The sequence below is a fragment of the Kitasatospora sp. NPDC058048 genome (assembly GCF_042885555.1).
GTDB classification, from domain to species: domain Bacteria; phylum Actinomycetota; class Actinomycetes; order Streptomycetales; family Streptomycetaceae; genus Kitasatospora; species Kitasatospora lactacystinica.
This window is the reverse complement of sequence record NZ_JBHVRT010000018.1, coordinates 23,971-45,889: the sequence shown is the minus strand read 5'-3', so window position 1 is coordinate 45,889 and position 21,919 is coordinate 23,971. Positions and strand designations below refer to the sequence as shown.

At 71.1% G+C, this 21,919-nt stretch carries 18 protein-coding genes; 9 read left to right on the top strand and 9 right to left on the bottom strand.

The window, feature by feature from the left end; all coding sequences use genetic code 11:
* Positions 1–209: 209 nt before the first annotated feature.
* From ACFVVA_RS20265 to rpmH, 9 genes are all read right to left on the bottom strand, one after another.
* On the bottom strand, positions 210–827 hold the full coding sequence (locus tag ACFVVA_RS20265; protein WP_359907015.1) for a GNAT family N-acetyltransferase: 618 nt from the start codon (positions 825–827) through the stop codon (positions 210–212).
* Positions 828–956: 129 nt separating this feature from the next.
* A complete protein-coding gene (locus tag ACFVVA_RS20260) occupies positions 957–1,997 on the bottom strand; it encodes a ParB/RepB/Spo0J family partition protein (protein ID WP_387691290.1) in 1,041 nt (346 codons plus the stop codon).
* The gene (locus ACFVVA_RS20255; protein ID WP_359907026.1) at positions 1,994–2,938 is read right to left on the bottom strand and encodes a ParA family protein; all 945 of its coding nucleotides are present in this window, start codon (positions 2,936–2,938) and stop codon (positions 1,994–1,996) included. The genes ACFVVA_RS20260 and ACFVVA_RS20255 overlap by 4 nt, the downstream gene beginning before the upstream one ends.
* A 304-nt stretch (positions 2,939–3,242) precedes the next feature.
* The gene (rsmG, locus tag ACFVVA_RS20250; RefSeq protein ID WP_359907009.1) at positions 3,243–4,061 is read right to left on the bottom strand and encodes a 16S rRNA (guanine(527)-N(7))-methyltransferase RsmG; all 819 of its coding nucleotides are present in this window, start codon (positions 4,059–4,061) and stop codon (positions 3,243–3,245) included.
* Between the two features lie 159 nt (positions 4,062–4,220).
* A complete protein-coding gene (locus ACFVVA_RS20245) occupies positions 4,221–4,751 on the bottom strand; it encodes a protein jag (protein ID WP_387691287.1) in 531 nt (176 codons plus the stop codon).
* An 82-nt stretch (positions 4,752–4,833) separates the two neighbouring features.
* On the bottom strand, positions 4,834–6,018 hold the full coding sequence (gene yidC, locus ACFVVA_RS20240) for a membrane protein insertase YidC (RefSeq protein ID WP_387691285.1): 1,185 nt from the start codon (positions 6,016–6,018) through the stop codon (positions 4,834–4,836).
* Entirely contained in the window at positions 6,015–6,386 is a 372-nt protein-coding gene (gene yidD, locus ACFVVA_RS20235; RefSeq protein ID WP_224284463.1) for a membrane protein insertion efficiency factor YidD, read from the bottom strand. Before yidD ends, yidC begins: the two co-directional genes overlap by 4 nt.
* Positions 6,383–6,811, bottom strand: coding sequence for a ribonuclease P protein component (rnpA, locus tag ACFVVA_RS20230; RefSeq protein ID WP_049655849.1), 429 nt, complete (start codon positions 6,809–6,811; stop codon positions 6,383–6,385). The genes yidD and rnpA overlap by 4 nt, the downstream gene beginning before the upstream one ends.
* A gap of 18 nt (positions 6,812–6,829) precedes the next feature.
* A complete protein-coding gene (gene rpmH, locus ACFVVA_RS20225) occupies positions 6,830–6,967 on the bottom strand; it encodes a 50S ribosomal protein L34 (RefSeq protein WP_030392420.1) in 138 nt (45 codons plus the stop codon).
* 353 nt (positions 6,968–7,320) lie between these two features.
* On the opposite strand from rpmH, the gene dnaA reads away from it, so the two are divergent.
* The 9 genes from dnaA (at position 7,321) to ACFVVA_RS20180 (ending at position 21,904) form a co-directional block, all read left to right on the top strand.
* Complete coding sequence (dnaA, locus tag ACFVVA_RS20220) at positions 7,321–9,183, top strand: chromosomal replication initiator protein DnaA (RefSeq protein ID WP_359906998.1); 1,863 nt, start codon at positions 7,321–7,323, stop codon at positions 9,181–9,183.
* Positions 9,184–10,201: 1,018 nt separating this feature from the next.
* Complete coding sequence (dnaN, locus tag ACFVVA_RS20215) at positions 10,202–11,332, top strand: DNA polymerase III subunit beta (protein ID WP_074001900.1); 1,131 nt, start codon at positions 10,202–10,204, stop codon at positions 11,330–11,332.
* A gap of 171 nt (positions 11,333–11,503) precedes the next feature.
* A complete protein-coding gene (gnd, locus tag ACFVVA_RS20210) occupies positions 11,504–12,379 on the top strand; it encodes a phosphogluconate dehydrogenase (NAD(+)-dependent, decarboxylating) (protein WP_359906995.1) in 876 nt (291 codons plus the stop codon).
* Positions 12,380–12,420: 41 nt separating this feature from the next.
* Positions 12,421–13,554 carry a DNA replication/repair protein RecF gene (recF, locus tag ACFVVA_RS20205; RefSeq protein WP_359906992.1) on the top strand — a complete coding sequence of 378 codons (1,134 nt, stop codon included), beginning with the start codon at positions 12,421–12,423 and terminating at the stop codon, positions 13,552–13,554.
* Between the two features lie 376 nt (positions 13,555–13,930).
* Positions 13,931–14,395 (top strand): DciA family protein, encoded by a 465-nt coding sequence (locus tag ACFVVA_RS20200; RefSeq protein ID WP_223244507.1) that lies wholly within the window; start codon positions 13,931–13,933, stop codon positions 14,393–14,395.
* A gap of 268 nt (positions 14,396–14,663) precedes the next feature.
* The gene (gyrB, locus tag ACFVVA_RS20195; protein ID WP_387691281.1) at positions 14,664–16,679 is read left to right on the top strand and encodes a DNA topoisomerase (ATP-hydrolyzing) subunit B; all 2,016 of its coding nucleotides are present in this window, start codon (positions 14,664–14,666) and stop codon (positions 16,677–16,679) included.
* Positions 16,680–16,810: 131 nt separating this feature from the next.
* Positions 16,811–19,348 (top strand): DNA gyrase subunit A, encoded by a 2,538-nt coding sequence (gyrA, locus tag ACFVVA_RS20190; RefSeq protein WP_387691445.1) that lies wholly within the window; start codon positions 16,811–16,813, stop codon positions 19,346–19,348.
* A 150-nt stretch (positions 19,349–19,498) separates the two neighbouring features.
* A complete protein-coding gene (locus ACFVVA_RS20185) occupies positions 19,499–20,248 on the top strand; it encodes a DUF3566 domain-containing protein (RefSeq protein WP_387691279.1) in 750 nt (249 codons plus the stop codon).
* Positions 20,249–20,509: 261 nt separating this feature from the next.
* Positions 20,510–21,904: a class I SAM-dependent methyltransferase gene (locus ACFVVA_RS20180; RefSeq protein WP_387691278.1), complete on the top strand. Its 1,395-nt coding sequence runs from the start codon at positions 20,510–20,512 to the stop codon at positions 21,902–21,904.
* Positions 21,905–21,919: the final 15 nt, after the last annotated feature.

The window sequence follows — 21,919 nt, the reverse complement described above, 5'->3', positions numbered from 1 at the left end:
ACTCCCACCCCGGGTGCCCGCCCCACGCCCGCGTGGCGGCGCGCGGTGCCCGTTAAAATCTCGGTTTCCGGGTGTCCGCCCGCCGGGGGGGGGGGCCCCCGGGGGGGCCCCCCCGCCGCCGTCGTTTCCGGGCCCTCCGGGCACCCCTGGAGACGCCCGCCGCGACGCCCGCGGCAACGCCCTCCGGTGGCGCCCTACCGAGGCGCCCGCTAGAACGGCCGCAGCGCGGGCTCCTTGCGCCCGCCGCCCAACAGCCGCTCCAGCGCCCCCTCCACATCACCCCGCCAGGAGAGCGTCGTCCGCGCCTCCAGACGCAGCCGCGGGTAGCGCTGGTGCGGGCGGACGGTCTTGAAGCCGACCGCGAGCAGGTGGTCGGCCGGCAGCACGCAGCTGGTCGGCACCCGCCCGGACGAGCCGAAGGCCTCGATCGCCCGCACCCCTCGCCCGATCAGGTCCTTGGCCACCGTCTGCACCAGCACCCGGCCGAGGCCCTGGCGCTGGTAGCCCGGCAGCACCCGGCTGACCATCAGCTGAACGGCGTCCGCCGACACCGGGCTGGTCGGGAAGGACTGCGAGCGGGGGACGTAGGCGGGCGGTGCGTAGAGCACGAACCCGGCGGGCCGGTCGTCCACGTAGACGATCCGCCCGCAGGAGCCCCACTCCAGCAGCACCGTGGAGATCCACCCCTCCTTCTCCAGCTCCGGCTTGCCCGCCTCCACCGCCTCCTTCGCGCTGACCGGGTCCAGCTCCCAGAACACGCAGGAGCGACAGCCGTTCGGCAGGTCCCCGAGGTTGTCCAGCGTCAGCGGAGCGATCCGCCGTCCCATGGCCGCACCTCCTCCCTCTCACGGTCGAGCATTCCCCCACGAACGCCGATGGGTGCATGTTTCACGTGAAACAGCGCTCACGTGGAACACGCACCCATCGGGTCGTTGCCCTCGGCCGGCCGGTCCGGCTCAGCCCTGCGACAGCCGCAGACCGTCCTCACCCGGGGCCATGCTGTCCAGGATCCGGTTCAGGTCCTCCACCGAGCCGAACTCCAGCACCACCTTGCCCTTGCCCAGCCTCCCGCCGCGCTGCGACACCTCGACCTTGACCCGGGTGTCGAAGCGGTCGGACAGCCGGCTCGCCAGGTCGTTGAAGGCCGGGGAGTTCAGCTTGCCCGCCTTCGGCGCCTGGCGCTTGGGCTCCTCCGGTTCCTCCGAGCGCATCAGCACGACGATCTCCTCGACGTTGCGCACCGTGAGGCCCTCGGCGATGACCCGCGCGGCCAGCCGCTCCTGCTGCTCGGGCCCCGGCAGGCCGAGCAGCGCCCGGGCGTGTCCGGCCATCAGCGTCCCGGCCACCAGCCGGGTCTGGACGGACGGCGGGAGCTTCATCAGCCGCAGGGTGTTGGAGACGTGCGTACGGGAGCGGCCGATCCGGTCGGCCAGCTCCTCGTGGGTGCAGGCGAAGTCCCGCAGCAGCTGGTCGTAGGCGGCCGCCTCCTCCACCGGGTTCAGCTCGGCGCGGTGCAGGTTCTCCAGGAGGGCGTCCAGCAGCAGCTTGTCGTCCTCGGTGGCCCGGACGATCGCCGGGATCCGCTCCAGCCCGGCCTCCCGGGAGGCGCGCCAGCGGCGCTCGCCCATGATCAGCTCGAAGCTGTCCGCACCGACCTGGCGGACCACGATCGGCTGGAGCAGCCCGACCTCCTTGATGGAGGTGACCAGCTCGGCCAGCTTGTCCTCGTCGAAGACCTCACGCGGCTGGCGCGGGTTCGGGGTGATCGCGTCCAGCGGCAGCTCGGCGAAGTACGCACCGGCCGGCTGCGCCTGCTCGGCCCGCTTCTCCGCGGCCGCCCGGGCCGCCACCGTGCCGCGGCCGCTCGGCAGCGGCGTCACCGAGGCCGGTGCGGGCGCGGCTGCCGCGGGCTTCGCCTCCGCCCCGCCGTCCACCGGCGCGGCGGGGCGGATCAACGCCTCCAGCCCTCGTCCCAGACCAACCCTGCGAGCACTCACTGATGACCCTCCGTCGTGCCGTGCTGTGCCACCGGGGCGCCGTGCCCCTGCTGGCCGTCCCGCTGCTGACCCACCAGCGAGCCGCCCTGGCCCACCGCACGCAGCGCGAGCTCGCGGGCGGCCTCCAGGTAGGAGAGCGCCCCGGTCGAGCCCGGGTCGTAGGTGAGCACCGTCTGCCCGTAACTGGGCGCCTCCGAGATGCGCACCGAGCGCGGGATCGCCGTGCTCAGCACCTCTTGGTGGAAGTGGGTCCGGACCTCTTCGGCGACCTGGGCGGCCAGCCTGGTCCGGGCGTCGTACATGGTGAGCAGGATGGTCGACACGTGCAGTGCGGGATTGAGGTGCGCGCGCACCAGCTCGACGTTGCGCAGCAGCTGGCCGAGGCCCTCCAGGGCGTAGTACTCGCACTGGATCGGGATCATCACCTCCTGGCCGGCGACCAGGGCGTTGACCGTCAGCAGACCCAGCGAGGGCGGACAGTCGATCAGGATGTAGTCGAGCGGCTGCTCGTAGGCGGCGATGGCCCGCTGGAGCCGGCTCTCCCGGGCCACCAGGGAGACCAGCTCGATCTCTGCGCCGGCCAGGTCGATGGTGGCGGGGACGCAGAACAGCCCCTCGACGTCGTGCACCGGCTGCACCACGTCGGCCAGCGGCTTGCCCTCCACCAGGACGTCGTAGATGGACGGCACCTCGGCGTGGTGGTCGATGCCGAGCGCCGTGGAGGCGTTGCCCTGCGGGTCGAGGTCGACGACCAGGACGCGCAGGCCGTGCATGGCGAGCGAGGCGGCCATGTTCACGGTGGTGGTGGTCTTGCCCACCCCACCCTTCTGGTTGGCGACCACGATCACCCGGGTGGCGGCCGGCCGGGGCAGTCCCTCGCCCGCTCGGCCGATCGCCTGAACCGCAGCCTGGGCAGCCCGTGCGATGGGCGTGTCATCGATCTGGTCGACGGTCTCCGAGTCCTGCATGGGGGTCAGTGTTTCACGTGAAACCGGAGCGGCAACAGTCGCCGCCCGGTCACGGCGGAGGATGCCCGAGAGCAAGGAGCGACGTTTCACGTGAAACACCATGCCCGCTATGCCGGAAATCTGACGTTGCGACACTCCGGTGTCCCGGGGGCACCACCCGGCCGACCGCCGGGGGGAACATCGGCCCGTCCGCCACCTGAACGACGACGGGCGGACGGTCCTCCCTCGCAGGAGGCCCGTCCGCCCGTGTTCGGTACGTCTTCGGCGTCGCGCCGGATCAGCGGCTGCGGCGCCGCCCGCCCCGGCCGCGCTCGCCGTTCCGGACGCTCGCGGTGCGACCCGCCCGGGCCGCCTTGGCCCGCCGGGTGGCCGCCTTCACCCCGCCGGGGCTCTCCCCCGCCTTCACCTGGATCACCCGGGTCGAGGTCTCCAGGGTGCCCTCGCCGACCGCGATGACGCTCCACTCGACCGCACCCAGCCTGGCCAGACCGGCCCGCGATTCGGCCAGCTCCTGCTCCGCACTGTCGCCCTTGAGCGCCAGCATCTGTCCGTGCGGGCGCAGCAGCGGCATGCCCCAGCCGGCCAGCCGGTCCAGCGGCGCCACCGCCCGGGCGGTCACCACGTCCACCGCGAGCTTGCCGACCATCTCCTCCGCGCGACCGCGCAGCACCGTGACGTTGTCCAGGCCCAGCTCCCGGACGACCTCCTCCAGGAAGGTGGTCCGGCGCAGCAGCGGCTCCAGCAGCGTCACCGAGACGTCCGGACGGGCCAGCGCCACCGGGATGCCCGGCAGACCGGCCCCGGAGCCGACGTCGCACAGGGTGGTGCCGGCGGGCAGCAGTTCGGCCAGCACCGCGCAGTTCAGCACGTGGCGGTCCCAGAGCCGGGGCACCTCGCGGGGCCCGATCAGTCCGCGCTGCACGCCCGCGGTGGCCAGCAGCTCCGTGTAGCGGACCGCGGCGTCGTAGCGTTCCCCGAAAACCTCCCGGGCGACGGCCGGCGCCTCGGACAGCTGGTCCAGCTCGGTGGCCCGCCCCTCAGCGGCCGGGTCCACGTCCGCCCCCGGCCGGCCGGCAGCCGCGTTCTCCGTGTCCATCTCGACCTCTCCGATCCCCGGATCCACCGACCCGCTCAACGCACTGTTTCACGTGAAACATCCCAGAAGGGACGACGACCCCGCCCGCACGAGGCGGACGGGGTCACGTCCGGTGAAGCTCTCCGGCCGCCACGGCGGCCGGTCGTCGACCTGACGGCCTCAGACCGGCAGCACGACCACGAACCGCTGGGGCTCTTCGCCCTCGGACTCGCTGCGCAGGCCGGCCGCGGCGACCGCGTCGTGGACGACCTTGCGCTCGAAGGGAGTCATCGGCCGCAGCTTGACCTGCTCGCCACTGCTCTTGGCCTGCTCCGCGGCCTCGGCCCCGAGCACCGCCAGCTCCTCGCGCTTGCGGGCCCGGAAGCCGGCAATGTCCAGCATGAGGCGGCTGCGCTCGCCGGTCTCCCGGTGGACAGCCAACCGGGTCAGCTCCTGGAGGGCCTCCAGCACCTCGCCGTCCTGGCCGACCAGGCGCTGCAGCGCGCGGTCGTTGCCGTCACTGACGATGGAGACCAGGGCGCGGTCGCCCTCGACGTCCATGTCGATGTCACCGTCGAGGTCGGCGATGTCGAGCAGACCCTCCAGGTAGTCCGCCGCGATGTCGCCCTCCTGCTCCAGACGGGAGATGAGGCTCTCGTCGGAACTGGCGGCGGTCTCGGCCTCGACGGCGGAGGTGGTGCCTTCCGTCACTGATGGACTCCTTCGGAGATGGGCCCGTCTGCCGGGCCGGGAACGAAGCTCTTCGCGGCTGTCACAACAGGCTTGGGGCCGGTCAGGACTTCTTCTTCGGCCGCTGGCCGCCACCGCGCTTCGGCTGCTGCCGGGTGCCCTGCTTGGTACCGGCCGGCTTGGCCGTGCTCTGCTTGGCGGCCGTCGGCTTGCCGCCGGCATCGGCCGGGGAGTCCGCCGGGGCGGTGTCGGCCGGGGCTGCGTCGGTGGGCTCCTCGGCCGCGGCGTCCTTGCCCGGCTCCACGGTCGGCTGTCCGACGCCGCCCTGCTGGCGCTGGGCCTTGCTCTGCCGACGGGGCTGCTGGCGGCGCGCCTGCACCGACTCCTCGACCACCGCGGCGGCGCTGGCCGCCTCGCTCACGGCCGCCTTGGACGGGGGCAGCATGCCCCAGAGCGCGCCCTTGATCTCCGTACCGTCCGGACGCAGTCGGCCGGCCTTCTTCAGACGCTCCTGGCGCTCCTGGAAGGCCATGCTGCCCGGGGTCGGGTTGTTGTGGATGACGATCAGCTGCTGACCCATCGACCAGACGTTGGTGGTCAGCCAGTAGACCAGGACACCGACCGGGAAGTTGATGCCCATCACGGCGAACATGATCGGGAAGACGTACATCAGCATCTTCTGCTGCTGCATGAACGGCGTCTTCACCGTGAGGTCGACGTTCTTGGTCATCAGCTGGCGCTGGGTGACGAACTGCGACAGCGACATCAGGATGATCATCACCGCGGTGACGATCTTGACGCTGGTCTCGGGGCTGCCGACGAAGGTCGCGGAGAGCGGAGCGCCGAAGATGTGCGCCTTGCCGGCGCTCACCAGCAGGTCACCGTGGATGACACCGATGTCCTGGCCCTTGGCGACCTTGGCGAGCACGCCGTAGAGGGCGGTGAAGAACGGCGCCTGCACGATGATGGGAAGGCAGCTGGAGAACGGGTTGGTACCCGCCTCCTTGTACAGCTTCATCATCTCTTCGGACTGGCGCTGCCGGTCGTTCTTGTAGCGCTCCTGGATGGCCTTCATCTTCGGCTGGATCGCCTGCATGGCCCGGGTCGCCTTGATCTGCTTCACGAAGAGCGGGATCAGGCAGATCCGGATGACGACCACCATCGAGGCGATGGCGAGACCCCAGGCCCAGCCACCGTCCGGGTCGAAGATGTGGCTGTACAGCGAGTGGAACTGGACGATGATCCAGGACACCGCTGTGTACAGGGGATTCAGGAAGGAGAAGGTCACCGGTCAGGCTCCTTGGACAGGTGGATTGGCCGCACGGGACCAATGGTCGCCGGGCCCTCGGGGTCCGGACCGGCGGGGGTGGCGGTCACCGGGTCTCCGGTGGCGGACCGGCTCTTCAGCCAGTCCCGCAACCGCCGGTGCCACACCGGATGCTTGCGCGGCGGGACATGATCGACCCCGCCGGGCGTCCACGGATTGCAGCGCAGGATGCGCCACGCGGTCAGCCCGCCGCCTTTCACCGCCCCGTGCACCTTCACGGCCTCGTAGCCGTAGTGCGAGCAGGAGGGGTAATAACGGCAGACCGGACCGAGCAGTGGGCTGATGGTCCACTGGTAGACCCTGATCAGACCCATCAGCAGGTACTTCATCGACCTGCTCCCGTCGGCGCCGTGGCGGCGGGCTCCGTCCTCAGCAACCGCTTGAGTGCCGCGTCCAGGTCACGTTCGAGGTCCTGGTACGAGGCGGTCGCGGCCTGGGGCAGCGCACGCACCACTATCAGGCTACCGGCGGGCAGCCTGGACAGACGATCACGAACGAGGTGACGCAACCGGCGCTTGACCAGATTGCGGACGACCGCCGGGCCAACGGCCTTGCTCACGACGAAACCCGCACGCGCCGAAGGAGTCCCCTCGGCGACGTGCGGGCGGGAGTCGCTGGTCCGGTCGGTCTGCCCCTGCGGGTCACCGTCTCTGCTGAGATGGACGACCAGAAGGGGCCGGCCGGCCCGACGACCGCGTTTCACCGCGGTCGCGAAGTCCTGGCGCCGCCGCAGCCGATTCTCGGAGGGCAGCACAACAGACTCTGGCGCGGATCAGGCGGACAGGCTGGTGCGGCCCTTGCCACGGCGGGCGGCCAGGATGGCACGGCCGGCGCGGGTACGCATACGCAGCCGGAAGCCGTGGGTCTTCGCGCGACGACGGTTGTTCGGCTGGAAGGTGCGCTTGCTCACTCGGGGGCTCCTGAGGTGAATCGTAGGATGACGGGGAATCGCTTGGCCGTCACCGTGCGTCCGCGTGATCTCCCCTGATTCGGAAATCCGGCCCATCGCCCCAGTTCGGCTGGGGTCTGAGGCAATCCACGGCGCCCGTGCTGCGCGCCTTATGGAGCGGGTGGACCCGCGGACATGCGGCAGCGGCCATCGACAACTCGACCTGGTTACGGTACGCGGGACGGGGCACGGGGGTCAAACCAGCCCGCGATCGCCCGTCTTACCCACAGCCTGTGGACAACGACTTGATCCCGCCCTGTTCGCTGACTACCGTTGCAGAACTTGTCTGGTTTGTTCTTGGAAAGCGTGCACCAGTGGCTGATGTCAACAGCGACCTCGTCCCGGTCTGGGCCAGGGTCGTCGAGCGGCTGGTCAACGACCCCGATGTCGGGGAGATGGACAAACAGTGGGTGCAGCGCACCCAGCCGATGTGGATGATGCACGACACCGCCCTGCTGGCGACCCCGAACGAGCGGGCCAAGCAGGTGCTGGAGGGCCGGCTGCTGCCGCAGCTGACCGAGGCCCTCAGCCGTGAGCTCAGCCGCCCGGTCCGGATCGCCGTGATGGTCGACGCCAACGCGGTGCCGACCACGCCCGCACCCGCCCCCCAGTCCCCCGCCGAGCCCTACCCCGGCCCGGCCGAGGAGGACGCCCCCGACTACGGCGGCCAGGACTACCCGCAGTCGTACGAACACGGCCAGCCGTACGAGCAGGGCCACCCCTACGAGCAGGGGCAGGGGCAGCCGTACGAGCAGGACTACGAGCGGCCCCGCTACGACACCGGCGGCTACGACCCGCGCCAGGCCCCGTACGGCGGCCCCGGCGGCGGCCAGGGCTGGCAGGGCTACCAGGAGCAGCCGCCCGCCTACCGCGACCCGGAGGAGCCCGCGCCCCGCCAGGCGCCGCGGCCCGTCCCCGGCCCGCCCGCGACCACCCAGGGCGACCTCTTCGGCGGCGCCTACGGTCCCGGCCCGAACGAGCAGCCGCGGGCCGGCGCCGGCCGCCGGGCCGGCGGTTCCCGCCCCACCGGCGGCCGTCCCGCGGAGAAGGCCTCCCCGGAGCGCTCCGCCGAGCGTCCCGGCGTCCCCGGGGTGCCCGCCCCGCCCGGCGCTCCCCCGGCCGGCGGCTCCCGCAAGGACGAGCCGGCCGCCCGGCTGAACCCCAAGTACCTGTTCGACACCTTCGTGATCGGCGCCAGCAACCGCTTCGCGCACGCGGCGGCGGTGGCGGTCGCCGAGGCCCCGGCCAAGGCGTACAACCCGCTCTTCATCTACGGCGAGTCCGGGCTGGGCAAGACCCACCTGCTGCACGCCATCGGGCACTACTCGCGCAGCCTCTTCCCGGGCACCCGGGTGCGCTACGTGTCCTCGGAGGAGTTCACCAACGAGTTCATCAACTCGATCCGGGACGGCAAGGCGGACACCTTCCGCCGCCGCTACCGGGACATGGACATCCTGCTCGTGGACGACATCCAGTTCCTCGCGAGCAAGGAGTCCACGCAGGAGGAGTTCTTCCACACCTTCAACACCCTGCACAACGCGAACAAGCAGATCGTCCTCTCCTCGGACCGGCCGCCCAAGCTGCTGACCACGCTGGAGGACCGGCTGCGCAACCGCTTCGAGTGGGGTCTGATCACCGACGTCACCCCGCCGGAGCTGGAGACCCGGATCGCGATCCTGCGCAAGAAGGCGATCCAGGAACAACTCAACGCTCCCGCCGACGTGTTGGAGTTCATCGCCTCCCGGATCACCCGCAACATCCGGGAGTTGGAGGGCGCCCTGATCCGGGTCACCGCCTTCGCCAACCTCAACCGGGCCCCGGTGGACCTGGAGTTGGCCGGGATCGTCCTCAAGGACCTGATCCCCGGTGGGGACGAGGACGCCGGCCCGGAGATCACCGCGCAGGTCATCATGCAGCAGACCGCCGCGTACTTCGGCCTGGGGGTGGACGACCTCTGCGGATCCTCGCGCAGCCGCGTGCTGGTGACGGCCCGGCAGATCGCGATGTACCTCTGCCGTGAGCTCACCGACCTCTCACTGCCGAAGATCGGTGCGCAGTTCGGCGGCCGCGACCACACCACGGTGATGCACGCGGACCGCAAGATCCGCTCGCTGATGGCCGAGCGCCGCTCGATCTACAACCAGGTCACCGAACTCACCAACCGCATCAAGAGCTAGCCGACGCCGGGTCGTACCGTGCCGGGTCGTGCCGGGTGCCACGCGGCGCCGCACAGCACGCGGCGAGGCACTGCACGACACCCGGTACCGCACGACGAGGCACGGCCCCAGGGCGTCAGGAGCGAATCCTGACGCCCTTTCGCACGTCCACAGGTGTGCGGCGCGCGCCGGCTGGGCAGGGATGCCGTCGACGGACGTTCCGCCAGTCCACAGCCCGCGCCGAACAACTGACCGGTGATTCGAAAACCGAGGGCGCGCAAGGCCGTTGTCCACAGGACCGGCCCCTTCTCCACCGTCCACAGGGTGGGGAGTGCGGAGTTATCCAGAATTCGTCCACAGGCCCGTCACCGCTACGCTCTTCCGCGCAGGTCAAGTGCCTGTGGACTTGTGCACAACGGTTATCCACAGGCTGTGGACAGTTGACGGGCCGCCACTGGGCCGTCCGGGTTATCCACCGGTTGTCCCCAGGGGAAGGGCGGTTATCCCCAGGTTGTCCACAGCGGCGTCCACAGTTCGACAACCGTGGGCTACCGTTCATACCCTGGTGTGAAAGGCGTCACGAAAAGTTGACCGGCGCCCGTGGATAACCGGGCCCGGATCTGGGGACAGCCCTGGGGATAACCTGTGGATACCCAGCGTGGCCTGTGGGTAACGCTCGGCTGTCCACAGCGAGGCCTGCCCGTCCACAGCCGCCGTCCACAGCCGCTGTGGACAAAATTCGGGCTCTGACCTGGGGAAACGGGGTTATCCACGGTTTCCACAGGCCCTACTACTACCACTACACATTTAGACCCCGGACTTGCTTTCAAAGTGGGTGGGCCCCGAATCTGTGGACAACCGGTCTCCGACAACCGTTCGGGTTGCTTGCGCCCGTCTGCCCCGTCTGTCGGCGGAGTACGTCAGACTGTCCTTGCGACTGGAAGCGGAGTGACCGAGCTCGGCGGACAGCCGAACCGACGATCAAGATCAGACGAACCAGAGTGCGAGCGGGAGCGCTCGATCCAGGAGGCGGTTACCGGTGAAGTTCCGGGTGGAGCGTGACGTCCTCGCGGAGGCGGTGGCCTGGGCTGCCCGCAGCCTCCCGGCACGGCCGCCGGTGCCGGTGCTGGCCGGCCTGCTGCTGACCGCGCAGGAGGGCAGTCTGGCGCTGTCCGGCTTCGACTACGAGGTCTCGGCCCGGGTCGAGCTGGAGGCGGACGTCGAGGAGGCCGGCACCGTCCTGGTCTCCGGCCGGCTGCTGAACGACATCTCCCGCAACCTCCCCAACCGGCCGGTGGAGATCTCCACCGACGGCCAGCGCGTCAGCGTGGTCTGCGGCAGCTCCCGCTTCACCCTCCCCACCCTCCCGGTGGACGAGTACCCCGCGCTCCCCCAGATGCCGACCGCCACCGGCACCGTCTCCGGCGACGTCTTCGCCTCGGCGGTCAGCCAGGCCGCGGTCGCCGCCGGCCGGGACGACACCCTCCCGGTGCTCACCGGTGTCCGGGTCGAGATCGAGGGCGACCGGATCACCCTGGCCGCCACCGACCGCTACCGCTTCGCCGTCCGCGAGCTGCTGTGGAAGCCCGAGCAGTCGGACATCTCCGCCGTCGCGCTGGTCCCCGCCAAGACCCTCCAGGACATCGCCAAGTCCCTGGGCAGCGGCGACAACGTCTCCATCGCGCTCTCCTCGGGCGGCGCGGGCGAGGGCCTGATCGGTTTCGAGGGCGCCGGCCGCCGGACCACCACCCGGCTGCTGGAGGGCGAGTTCCCCAAGTTCCGCAGCCTGTTCCCGACCGAGTTCAACGCGATCGCCGCGATCCAGACCCAGCCCTTCCTGGAGGCGCTCAAGCGCGTCTCGCTGGTCGCCGAGCGCAACACCCCGGTCCGCCTCAACTTCGAGGAGGGCGTGCTGACCCTGGAGGCCGGTTCGGGCGACGACGCCCAGGCCACCGAGCGGATCGAGGCCTCCCTGGAGGGCGACGCCATCTCGATCGCCTTCAACCCGGGCTACCTGGAGGAGGGCCTCAAGGCCATCGACTCCCCCTTCGCCCAGCTCAGCTTCACCACCCCGACCAAGCCCGCGCTGCTCAGCGGCAAGGTCTCGGTGGACGCCGAGGAGGACAAGGCCTACCAGTACCTGATCATGCCGGTCCGCCTCTCCGGCTGATCCCGCCGCGTCCTACCGTCCACAGGCTGTGCACACCCGCTGTGCACAGCCTGTGGACGTCTCCCCCGCCCGGCCCGACCGCAGACGGCCGGGTCCGCTCCAGCGCGTAGGCTCAAGGAGTGCGGCAACGGCGCCGCCGGCAGGCACGTCACCACAGGTAAGGACTTGGTCATGGAGCTCGGCCTCATCGGTCTCGGCAAGATGGGCGGCAACATGCGCGAGCGGATCCGCCGCGCCGGCCACACCGTCATCGGGTACGACCGCAACCCGGACATCTCCGACGTCGACAGCCTCCAGGAGCTCGTCACCAAGCTCCAGGGCCCGCGCGTGGTCTGGGTCATGGTCCCGGCCGGCGCCGCCACCCAGGCCACCGTCGACGAGCTCGCCGAGCTGCTCTCCCCCGGCGACGTGGTGGTCGACGGCGGCAACTCCCGTTGGACCGACGACATCAAGCACGCCGAGGCGCTGGCCGCCAAGGGCATCGGCTTCGTGGACTGCGGTGTCTCCGGCGGCGTCTGGGGCCTGGAGAACGGCTACGCGCTGATGTACGGCGGCGACGCCGAGCACGTCGCCAAGGCCCAGCCGGTCTTCGACGCCCTCAAGCCCGAGGGCGAGTTCGGCTCGGTGCACGCGGGTGCCGTGGGCGCCGGCCACTTCGCCAAGATGGTCCACAACGGCATCGAGTACGCGATGATGCAGGCCTTCGCCGAGGGCTGGGAGCTGCTGGAGGCCGCCCCCGAGGTCACCGACGTGCGCGAGGTCTTCCGCAGCTGGCAGGAGGGCACCGTCATCCGCTCCTGGCTGCTGGACCTGTCCGTCCGCGCCCTGGACGAGGACGAGCACCTGGACAAGCTGCGCGGCTGGGCCGCCGACTCCGGCGAGGGCCGCTGGACCGTCGAGGCCGCGATCGACCACGCCGTGCCGCTGCCGGCCATCACCGCCTCGCTGTTCGCCCGCTTCGCCTCCCGTCAGGAGGACTCGCCGCAGATGAAGATGATCGCCGCGCTGCGCAACCAGTTCGGCGGCCACGCGGTCGAGTCCAAGTAACCAGCAGGTCCTCCACAAGAAGGCGGGCGCAGTCCACAGCCATGCACGTCGCGCATCTGTCGCTCGCCGACTTCCGGTCGTACGCCCGGGCCGAGGTTCCCCTCGACCCGGGCGTGACCGCCTTCGTCGGACCGAACGGCCAGGGCAAGACCAACCTGGTCGAGGCGATCGGCTACGTCGCCACCCTGGGCAGCCACCGGGTCGCCACCGACGCCCCGCTGATCCGGCTGGGCGCCGAGCGGGCGGTGGTCCGCACCTCGGTGGTGGACCGCGGCCGCTCCACCCTGATCGAGCTGGAGCTCACCCCGGGCAAGGCCAACCGGGCCCGGATCAACCGCTCCGACAACGTCCGCCCGCGCGACGTGCTGGGCCTGCTGCGCACCGTGCTGTTCGCCCCCGAGGACCTCAGCCTGGTCAAGGGGGATCCGGGTGAGCGGCGGCGCTTCCTGGACGAGCTGCTGACCGCCCGGGCACCCCGGCTGGCCGGGGTGCGGCAGGACTACGAGCGGGTGCTCAAGCAGCGCAACGCCCTGCTGAAGACCGCCGCGATGGCCCGCCGGGCCGGCGGCGGCAAGGGCGCCGACCTGTCCACCCTGGAGGTCTGGGACGGCCATCTCGCCCGCGCCGGAGCCGAGTTGACGGCCTTCCGGATCCAGCTGGTGGCCGCCCTGCAGCCGCTGGTGGCGGCCGCGTACGGGCAGCTCGCCCCGGGCGGCGGCGACACCGCCCTGGAGTACCGCAGCTCCTTCGAGGGCGAACTGCCGACCAGTCGCGAGCAGGCCGAGGAGCAGCTGCTGAATGCGCTGCAGGCGGCCCGCAAGCAGGAGGTCGATCGCGGCGTCACCCTGGTCGGCCCGCACCGCGACGAGCTGCTGCTCAGGCTCGGCCCGCTGCCCGCCAAGGGCTACGCCAGCCATGGCGAGTCCTGGTCGTTCGCGCTGGCGCTGCGGCTGGCCTCGTACGAGCTGCTGCGCGCCGACGGCGGCGAGCCGGTGCTGATCCTGGACGACGTGTTCGCCGAGCTGGACGCCGCCCGCCGGGACCGGCTGGCCGAGCTGGTGGCCGACGGGGAGCAGGTGCTGGTGACCGCGGCGGTCGCCGAGGACGTGCCGAAGGCGCTGGCCGGCGCCCGGTTCGCGGTCTCCGACGGCGCGGTGCGCCGGATCGACGCCTGACCGGGCGCTCTTCCACCGGCGGCTTCCGCCCGGGTACCCCCTTCACCGGAGCCGGCGGTGCCCCCGCTCGTCGGTGTCCCCTTTCACCGGTGCCGCCGCACCCGGACCACCACACCGCCGTCACCGCACCGCGACCACTTCCGTGCACCGCCCACCCCCGCTCCGGTCCGAGGGGTCCGGCCGCTCCCGTAGGCTGGACGGCTCGGCGGGCGCGCGACCGCGACCGTTGTCCACAGGCTGGGGAAAGGAGATCGCCGTGAGCGAGCCGGCGGAGCACTCCCCCAGGTCCGGAGCTCCCAAGCCCGGAGCACCCCGGTCCGACGCCGCCGAGCCCGGCGCTCCCGCGCCGACCGGTGCCGACCTCGCCCGCTCCGCGCTGCGGGCGGCCCGTGCCCAGGCCCGCCAGCGCGGTGAGCAGGTCCGCGAGAAGCGCGAGGCGAAGCGGCACGGCCTGCGCAGCGGTGCCCGCTCGGACGGCCGCGACCCGGTCCCGCTGGGCGCGGCGCTCAACCGGCTGCTGACCGAGCGCGGCTGGGAGTCCTCGGCCGCCGTCGGCGGGGTGATGGGCCGCTGGCCGCAGATCGTCGGCCCGGACATCGCCGCGCACTGCCATCCCTCCTCCTACGACGAGGCCGCCGCGGTGCTCACCGTGCAGTGCGACTCCACCGCCTGGGCCACCCAACTTCGGTGGCTGGCACGGCAGTTGGTGGCCCGTCTGAACCACGAGCTGGGGCACGGGACGGTCCGGACCATCAAGGTGCTCGGCCCGGCGGCGCCCGCCCGCGGCTACGGCCGGCTGCGTGCGCCGGGGAGCAAGGGGCCGGGCGACACCTGGGGCTGACCGGGGGACCGGGCGGCCGCCGGGGGGATGGATCGGACGACGATCTTCCGGAATCCCTGACAGCCCTTCCAGGCGCCCTGGGCCCCCCGGTCGAGTATCGGGACATGTGCAGAGGGGATTCAGGGCGGCATATCTGCCCTCAAGGGCTGCCAAACGCCCATCTATGTCAGTCGTACCGGTAGACTGAGAGCCAAACACTGTTGCTAGTGGCAACCGAGTCGAAACGCTGTGGTCGCACGCCCGCCCGCACGGGGTGGGCGTGCGGCCCGTGCTGTGCCAGAGAGGGCGCTTCGTGGCCGATTCCGGCAACCCCAGCCAGACCCCAGACCAGTCCGAGCAGGCTTCCTACACCGGTAGCAACATCCAGGTGCTGGAAGGCCTCGACGCCGTCCGCAAGCGCCCCGGCATGTACATCGGTTCGACGGGCGAGCGCGGCCTGCACCACCTGGTGCAGGAGGTCGTGGACAACTCCGTCGACGAGGCGATGGCCGGGTACGCCGACACCATCGACGTCACGATCATGGCCGACGGCGCCATCCGCTGCGTCGACAACGGCCGTGGCATCCCGGTGGACATCGTCCCCGGCCAGGACAAGCCCGCCGTCGAGGTCGTGCTCACCGTCCTGCACGCGGGCGGCAAGTTCGGCGGCGGCGGGTACGCCGTCTCCGGCGGTCTGCACGGCGTCGGCGTGTCCGTGGTGAACGCGCTGTCCACCCGGCTCTCGGTGGAGATCCACAAGGACGGCCACATCTGGACCCAGGACTACAAGATGGGTGCCCCGGCCGTCCCCCTCGTCAAGGGCGCGGAGACCGACCGCACCGGCACCACGGTGACCTTCTGGGCCGACGCCGACATCTTCGAGACCACCGTCTACTCCTTCGAGACGCTCTCCCGGCGCTTCCAGGAGATGGCCTTCCTCAACAAGGGCCTGTCGATCTCGCTGACCGACGAGCGCCCCGAGCACGCGGACGAGAACGGCAAGCCGCTCACCGTCACGTACAAGTACGACGGCGGCATCGCCGACTTCGTCGCCCACCTCAACTCCCGCAAGGGCGAGGTCGTCCACCCCTCGGTGATCGACTTCGAGGCGGAGGACAAGGACAAGGCGATCTCGGTGGAGATCGCGATGCAGTGGAACTCCTCCTACACCGAGGGGGTCTACAGCTTCGCCAACACCATCCACACCCACGGCGGCGGCACCCACGAGGAGGGTTTCCGCGCGGCGCTGACCGGCCTGGTCAACCGCTACGCGCGGGACAAGAAGCTGCTCCGGGAGAAGGACGACAACCTCTCCGGCGAGGACATCCGCGAGGGCCTGACCGCGATCATCTCGGTCAAGCTCGGCGAGCCGCAGTTCGAGGGCCAGACCAAGGACAAGCTCGGCAACACCGAGGCCAAGACCTTCGTCCAGAAGGTCGTCCACGAGCACCTCAACGACTGGCTGGACCGCAACCCCAACGAGGCCGCGGACATCATCCGCAAGTCCATCCAGGCCGCCACCGCGCGCGTCGCCGCCCGCAAGGCCCGCGACCTGACGCGCCGCAAGGGCCTGCTGGAGTCCGCCTCGCTGCCGGGCAAGCTCTCCGACTGCCAGTCGAAGGACCCGTCCGAGTGCGAGATCTTCATCGTCGAGGGTGACTCCGCCGGCGGCTCGGCCAAGCAGGGCCGCGACCCGCGCACCCAGGCCATCCTGCCGATCCGCGGCAAGATCCTGAACGTCGAGAAGGCCCGGATCGACAAGGTCCTCCAGAACACCGAGGTCCAGGCGCTGATCTCGGCGTTCGGCTGCGGCATCCAGGAGGACTACGACGAGTCCAAGCTGCGGTACCACAAGATCGTGCTGATGGCCGACGCCGACGTCGACGGACAGCACATCCGCACCCTGCTGCTGACCCTGCTGTTCCGCTTCATGCGGCCGCTGGTCGAGTCCGGGTACGTCTACCTCGCGATGCCCCCGCTGTACAAGATCAAGTGGGGCAAGGACGACTTCGAGTACGCCTACTCCGACCGCGAGCGCGACGCCGTGATCGCCTCCGGGGTGGCGGCCGGGCGCCGGCTGCCCAAGGACGACGCGATCCAGCGCTTCAAGGGTCTCGGCGAGATGAACGCCGAGGAGCTCCGGGTCACCACCATGGACGTCGAGCACCGGCTGCTGCTCCAGGTCACCCTGGAGGACGCCGCCCGTGCCGACGAGCTGTTCTCCGTGCTGATGGGCGAGGACGTCGAGGCCCGCCGCTCCTTCATCCAGCGCAACGCCAAGGACGTCCGCTTCCTGGACGTGTGACGCCTGCACCCCAGGCCCCGCACGTTCCAGTCCGCGTGAAAGGAAACTGACCACCAGTGGTCGACGACAACCGTCCCGAAGGCGAACAGCCCGAGACTCCCGAAGCCGCCGAGGCCACCGCCCAGGTGACGATGCGGATCGAGCCGGTCGAGCTCGAGACCGAGATGCAGCGCTCGTACCTCGACTACGCGATGAGCGTGATCGTCAGCCGTGCGCTGCCCGAGGTCCGCGACGGCCTCAAGCCGGTGCACCGCCGCGTGCTCTACGCGATGTACGACGGCGGGTACCGCCCCGAGAAGGGCTACTACAAGTGCGCCCGCGTCGTCGGCGACGTCATGGGCAACTACCACCCGCACGGTGACACCTCGATCTACGACACCGTGGTCCGCCTGGCCCAGCCGTGGTCGATGCGGATGCCGCTGGTGGACGGCAACGGCAACTTCGGCTCCCCGGGCAACGACCCGGCGGCGGCCATGCGCTACACCGAGTGCAAGATGATGCCGCTCGCCATGGAGATGATGCGCGACATCGACGAGGAGACCGTCGACTTCGCGGCCAACTACGACGGCCGCTCGCAGGAGCCCACCGTCCTGCCCGCGCGCATCCCCAACCTGCTGGTCAACGGTGCCACCGGCATCGCGGTCGGCATGGCCACCAACATCCCGCCGCACAACCTCCGCGAGGTCGCCTCCGGCGCGCTCTGGTACCTGGAGAACCCGGAGGCCTCCGCCGAGGAGCTGCTGGACGCCCTGGTCGAGCGGATCAAGGGCCCGGACTTCCCCACCGGCGCGCTGATCGTCGGCCGCCGCGGCATCGACGACTACTACCGCACCGGCCGCGGCTCGGTCACCATGCGCGCCGTGGTCGAGGTCGAGGAGATCCAGGGCCGCCAGTGCCTGGTGATCACCGAGCTGCCGTACCAGGTCAACCCGGACAACCTCGCGCTGAAGATCGCCGACCTGGTGAAGGACGGCAAGATCGCCGGCATCGCCGACGTCCGCGACGAGTCCTCCTCGCGCACCGGCCAGCGCCTGGTCGTCGTGCTCAAGCGCGACGCCGTCGCCAAGGTGGTGCTGAACAACCTCTACAAGCACACCGAGCTGCAGACCAACTTCGGCGCCAACATGCTGGCCCTGGTCGACGGCGTGCCGCGCACCCTGTCGCTGGACGCCTTCATCCGGCACTGGGTCAACCACCAGGTCGAGGTCATCGTCCGGCGCACCACCTTCCGGCTGCGCAAGGCCGAGGAGCGCGCCCACATCCTGCGCGCGCTGCTCAAGGCCCTGGACCTGATCGACGAGGTCATCGCGCTGATCCGGGCCTCGGCCAGCGCCGACGCCGCCCGCACCGGCCTGATGGGCCTGCTCGACATCGACGAGCTCCAGGCCAACGCCATCCTGGAGATGCAGCTGCGCCGGCTGGCCGCCCTGGAGCGGCAGCGGATCATGGACGAGCACGACGAGCTCCAGCGCAAGATCGACGAGTACAACGCGATCCTGGCCTCGCCGACCCGTCAGCGGGAGATCATCTCCGAGGAGCTCACCGCGATCGTCGAGAAGTACGGCGACGAGCGGCGCTCCACCCTCATCCCCTCCGACGGCGACCTCTCCATCGAGGACCTCATCGCCGAGGAGGACATCGTCGTCACCATCACCCGTGGCGGCTACGTCAAGCGGACCCGCTCCGACCTCTACCGCTCGCAGAAGCGCGGCGGCAAGGGCGTGCGCGGTGCCCAGCTGAAGCAGGACGACATCGTCGACCACTTCTTCGTGACGACGACCCACAACTGGATCCTGTTCTTCACCAACAAGGGCCGGGTCTACCGGGCCAAGGGCTACGAGCTGCCGGACGCCGGGCGCGACGCCCGCGGCCAGCACGTGGCCAACCTGCTGGCCTTCCAGCCGGACGAGCACATCGCCCAGGTGATGGCCGTCCGCACCTACGAGGACAAGCCGTACCTGGTCCTCGCCACCCGGGCCGGCCTGGTGAAGAAGTCCGCGCTCAAGGACTACGACTCGCCGCGCTCCGGCGGCCTGATCGCGATCAACCTGCGCCAGGACGAGGAGGGCCAGGACGACGAGCTGATCGGCGCCGAGCTGGTCTCCGCCGAGGACGACCTGCTGCTGGTCTCCAAGAAGGCCCAGTCGATCCGCTTCACCGCGACCGACGACGCCCTGCGCCCCACCGGCCGCGCCACCTCCGGCGTCAAGGGCATGGCGTTCCGGGAGGACGACGAACTGCTGTCGATGAACGTCGTCCGTCCGGGTACCTATGTCTTCACCGCCACTGACGGCGGGTACGCCAAGCGGACCGGTGTGGACGAGTACCGTGTCCAGGGGCGCGGCGGCTACGGCACCAAGGCGGCGAAGATCGTCGAGGGCCGGGGCTCGCTGGTCGGCGCGCTCGTGGTCGACGAATCCGACGAGATCATGGCGATCACCCTCTCGGGTGGGGTGATCCGCACGAGGGTTTCCGAGGTTCGTGAAACCGGACGTGACACCATGGGCGTCCAACTGATCAACCTCGGAAAGCGCGACGCGGTCGTGGGCATGGCCCGCAACGCGGAGGCCGAGGACGAGGAGACGGCGGAGGACGAGGTGGCGGGTACCGAGTCCACCGAGACGGCCGAGGGCGCGGTGACGGCGGTCGACGGAGACGTCGAGGCCTGAACCGAACCGCAGACCGGTGCCGCCGCGTCCCATCAACGGGCGCGGCGGCATCGGCCGCCGACCAGTTCCGGGCAATCCCGCCGGGCGCTGGATGACGATTGACGAAGCAGGGCGGCACCGCCGTCCTGGTGGGAAGTGCGGGAGGACCAGGTGAGTGGAGCCACGGGTGCTGCGGGAGGAACCTCCGGCGGCCGTCCGGGCGCGCAGGGCGGGGGTTCGTACGGCGTTCCGCAGCCGCCGACCGAGCACTCGGCCGCGTCCACCTCGCTGATGCCGCCGGCCGGTGGAGCGGGCCAGAGCGGTGCGACCTACGGCGGACAGCAGGCCGCGTCGGCGAGCGGCGGCCAGGCCGCCGGATCGGGCGGCTTCTCGCAGCCGACCACCTACGCCAAGGGGCAGCCGACCCCGGCCAGGGGCACCCGGGTCCCGGGGCACACCCCGCCCGGTGGCACCCCCACCGGCGGAGCGGCGCGCCGCCCCGGCGCGGCCCCCGCCCCGGCCCCCGCGGCCGGCGGCTCCGCGCTCGGCCGGACGCGCAAGGCCCGGCTGCGGGTGACCAAGGTCGACCCGTGGTCCGTGATGAAGGTCAGCTTCCTGCTGTCGCTGGCCGTCGGCATCATCATCATCGTGGCCGCGGCCGTGCTGTGGATGACGCTGGACTCGCTCGGCGTCTTCGACTCGCTGACCAAGACCCTCAAGGACGTCACCGGCTCGGACAGCAGCGGCGGCCTCAACCTGATGGACTACGTCGGCTTCGGCAAGGTGATGACCTTCACCACGCTGATCGCCGTGGTCGACGTCGTCCTGCTGACCGCCCTGTCCACGCTCTCCGCGTTCATCTACAACGCGGCGGCCGGCTTCACCGGCGGGGTGGAGCTCACCCTGGCCGAGGAGGACTGATTCCGGCCGGATCCTGACGCACGCTCAGTTTCCCGTCCGGGGACGGAATGTACGGGCCCCACCGGCTGTTGCAGCCGGTGGGGCCCGTCGGCATTTCGGGTGACAGCCGGCCGCCCGCGGCGCGCCGCCCGGAAAGCGGACGGCCGCCGTGGGATTAGCTGGGTGCCACCCGTCCCGAATCCCGGGAGTGCCGCAGGCCGCCCCCGATCCGCCCGACCGGGTCGGCTGAGGTTCCGCAGGACGACTGGACGGAGGCGCGCGGTGGCGAAGCTCGCAGGTCAACTGGTGGAGGCCCTGGAAGGGCTGTTGGGGGTCCCGGTACCGCTGCGGGTCCAGGCCTGGGACGGAAGTGTCGCCGGGCCGCCGGGCGCGCCCACCGTGGTCCTGCGCAACCGTCGGGCGCTGCGCCGGCTGATCTGGCGGCCGGACGAACTGGGCCTGGCCCGGGCCTACGTCGCGGGGGACCTCGAGATCGCCCCCGGCACCGACCTGTACGAGACGCTCTCCGCCGTCGCCCGCTTCGCCGAGCGGCCGGAGATCCGCACCCTGGCCTTCGGCCCGCGGGACGTGGTCGGCGCCAGGGGCCGCCGGGTGCTCGCCGCCGTGCTGCGGGCCGGGGCGGTCGGCCTGGAACCCGAGCCGCCCCGCGAGGAGGTCCGCAGGGCCTCGGGGCGCCTGCACAGCCGCAGCCGGGACCGCGCGGCCATCAGCCACCACTACGACGTCGGGAACGACTTCTACCGGATCGTGCTGGGCTCCTCGATGGTCTACTCGTGCGCCTACTGGACGCCGGAGTCGAAGAGCCTGGAGGCCGCCCAGGAGGCCAAGCTCGACCTGATCTGCCGCAAGCTCGGCCTGCGCCCCGGGATGCGCCTGCTGGACGTCGGCTGCGGCTGGGGCTCACTGCTGCTGCACGCGGCGAAGCACTACGGGGTCACCGCGGTCGGCGTCTCCATCTCCCGGGAGCAGGTCGCGCTGGCCCGTGCCCGGGTCGAGGAGGCCGGCCTGTCCGACCGGGTCGAGGTCCGGCTGCAGGACTACCGGGAGATCACCGACGGGCCCTTCGACGCGATCTCCAGTGTCGGGATGGCCGAGCACGTCGGCGCCGAGCAGTACCGGGTCTACGCCGAGGGCCTGTACCGGCTGCTGGTGCCCGGCGGCCGGCTGCTCAACCACCAGATCGCCCGCCGCCCCGACCTCCCCGGTGAACAGCACCGCACCAGCCCCTTCATCGACCGCTTCGTCTTCCCGGACGGCGAGCTCTCCCCCGTCGGTTCCACCGTGGCGCGGCTGGAGGAGGCCGGCTTCGAGGTCCGGGACGTCGAGTCGCTGCGCGAGCACTACGGGCTGACCCTGCGCGAGTGGGTGGCCAACCTGGAGGCGCACTGGACGGAGGCGGTCCGGCTGGTCGGCCGCGGCCGGGCCCGGGTCTGGCGGCTGTACATGGCGGCCTCCGCGCTCGCCTTCGAGCAGAACCGGATCGGGATCAACCAGGTCCTCGCCGTCCGCAGCACCGAGGAGGGCTCGGCGGGCCTGCCGCCGACCCGCGAGGAGTGGCTGCTGCGGTCCTCGGCCGGTGCGCCGGGGCTGGTCGCGGGGGGTGTCGCTGTTACCCCGGCCGAGCCGGATTTGGGAGATCGGCCGTCGGTCCGCTAATCTTTCAGTGCGGCA

Coding starts and splice junctions, on each gene's coding strand:
- gyrA (WP_387691445.1), top strand. CDS start 16,811: ATGCGGATCGAGCCGGTCGAGCTCGAGACCGAGATGCAGCGCTCGTAC.
- ACFVVA_RS20265 (WP_359907015.1), bottom strand. CDS start 827: ATGGGACGGCGGATCGCTCCGCTGACGCTGGACAACCTCGGGGACCTG.
- yidD (WP_224284463.1), bottom strand. CDS start 6,386: ATGAAGTACCTGCTGATGGGTCTGATCAGGGTCTACCAGTGGACCATC.
- rsmG (WP_359907009.1), bottom strand. CDS start 4,061: ATGGACACGGAGAACGCGGCTGCCGGCCGGCCGGGGGCGGACGTGGAC.
- recF (WP_359906992.1), top strand. CDS start 12,421: ATGCACGTCGCGCATCTGTCGCTCGCCGACTTCCGGTCGTACGCCCGG.
- gnd (WP_359906995.1), top strand. CDS start 11,504: ATGGAGCTCGGCCTCATCGGTCTCGGCAAGATGGGCGGCAACATGCGC.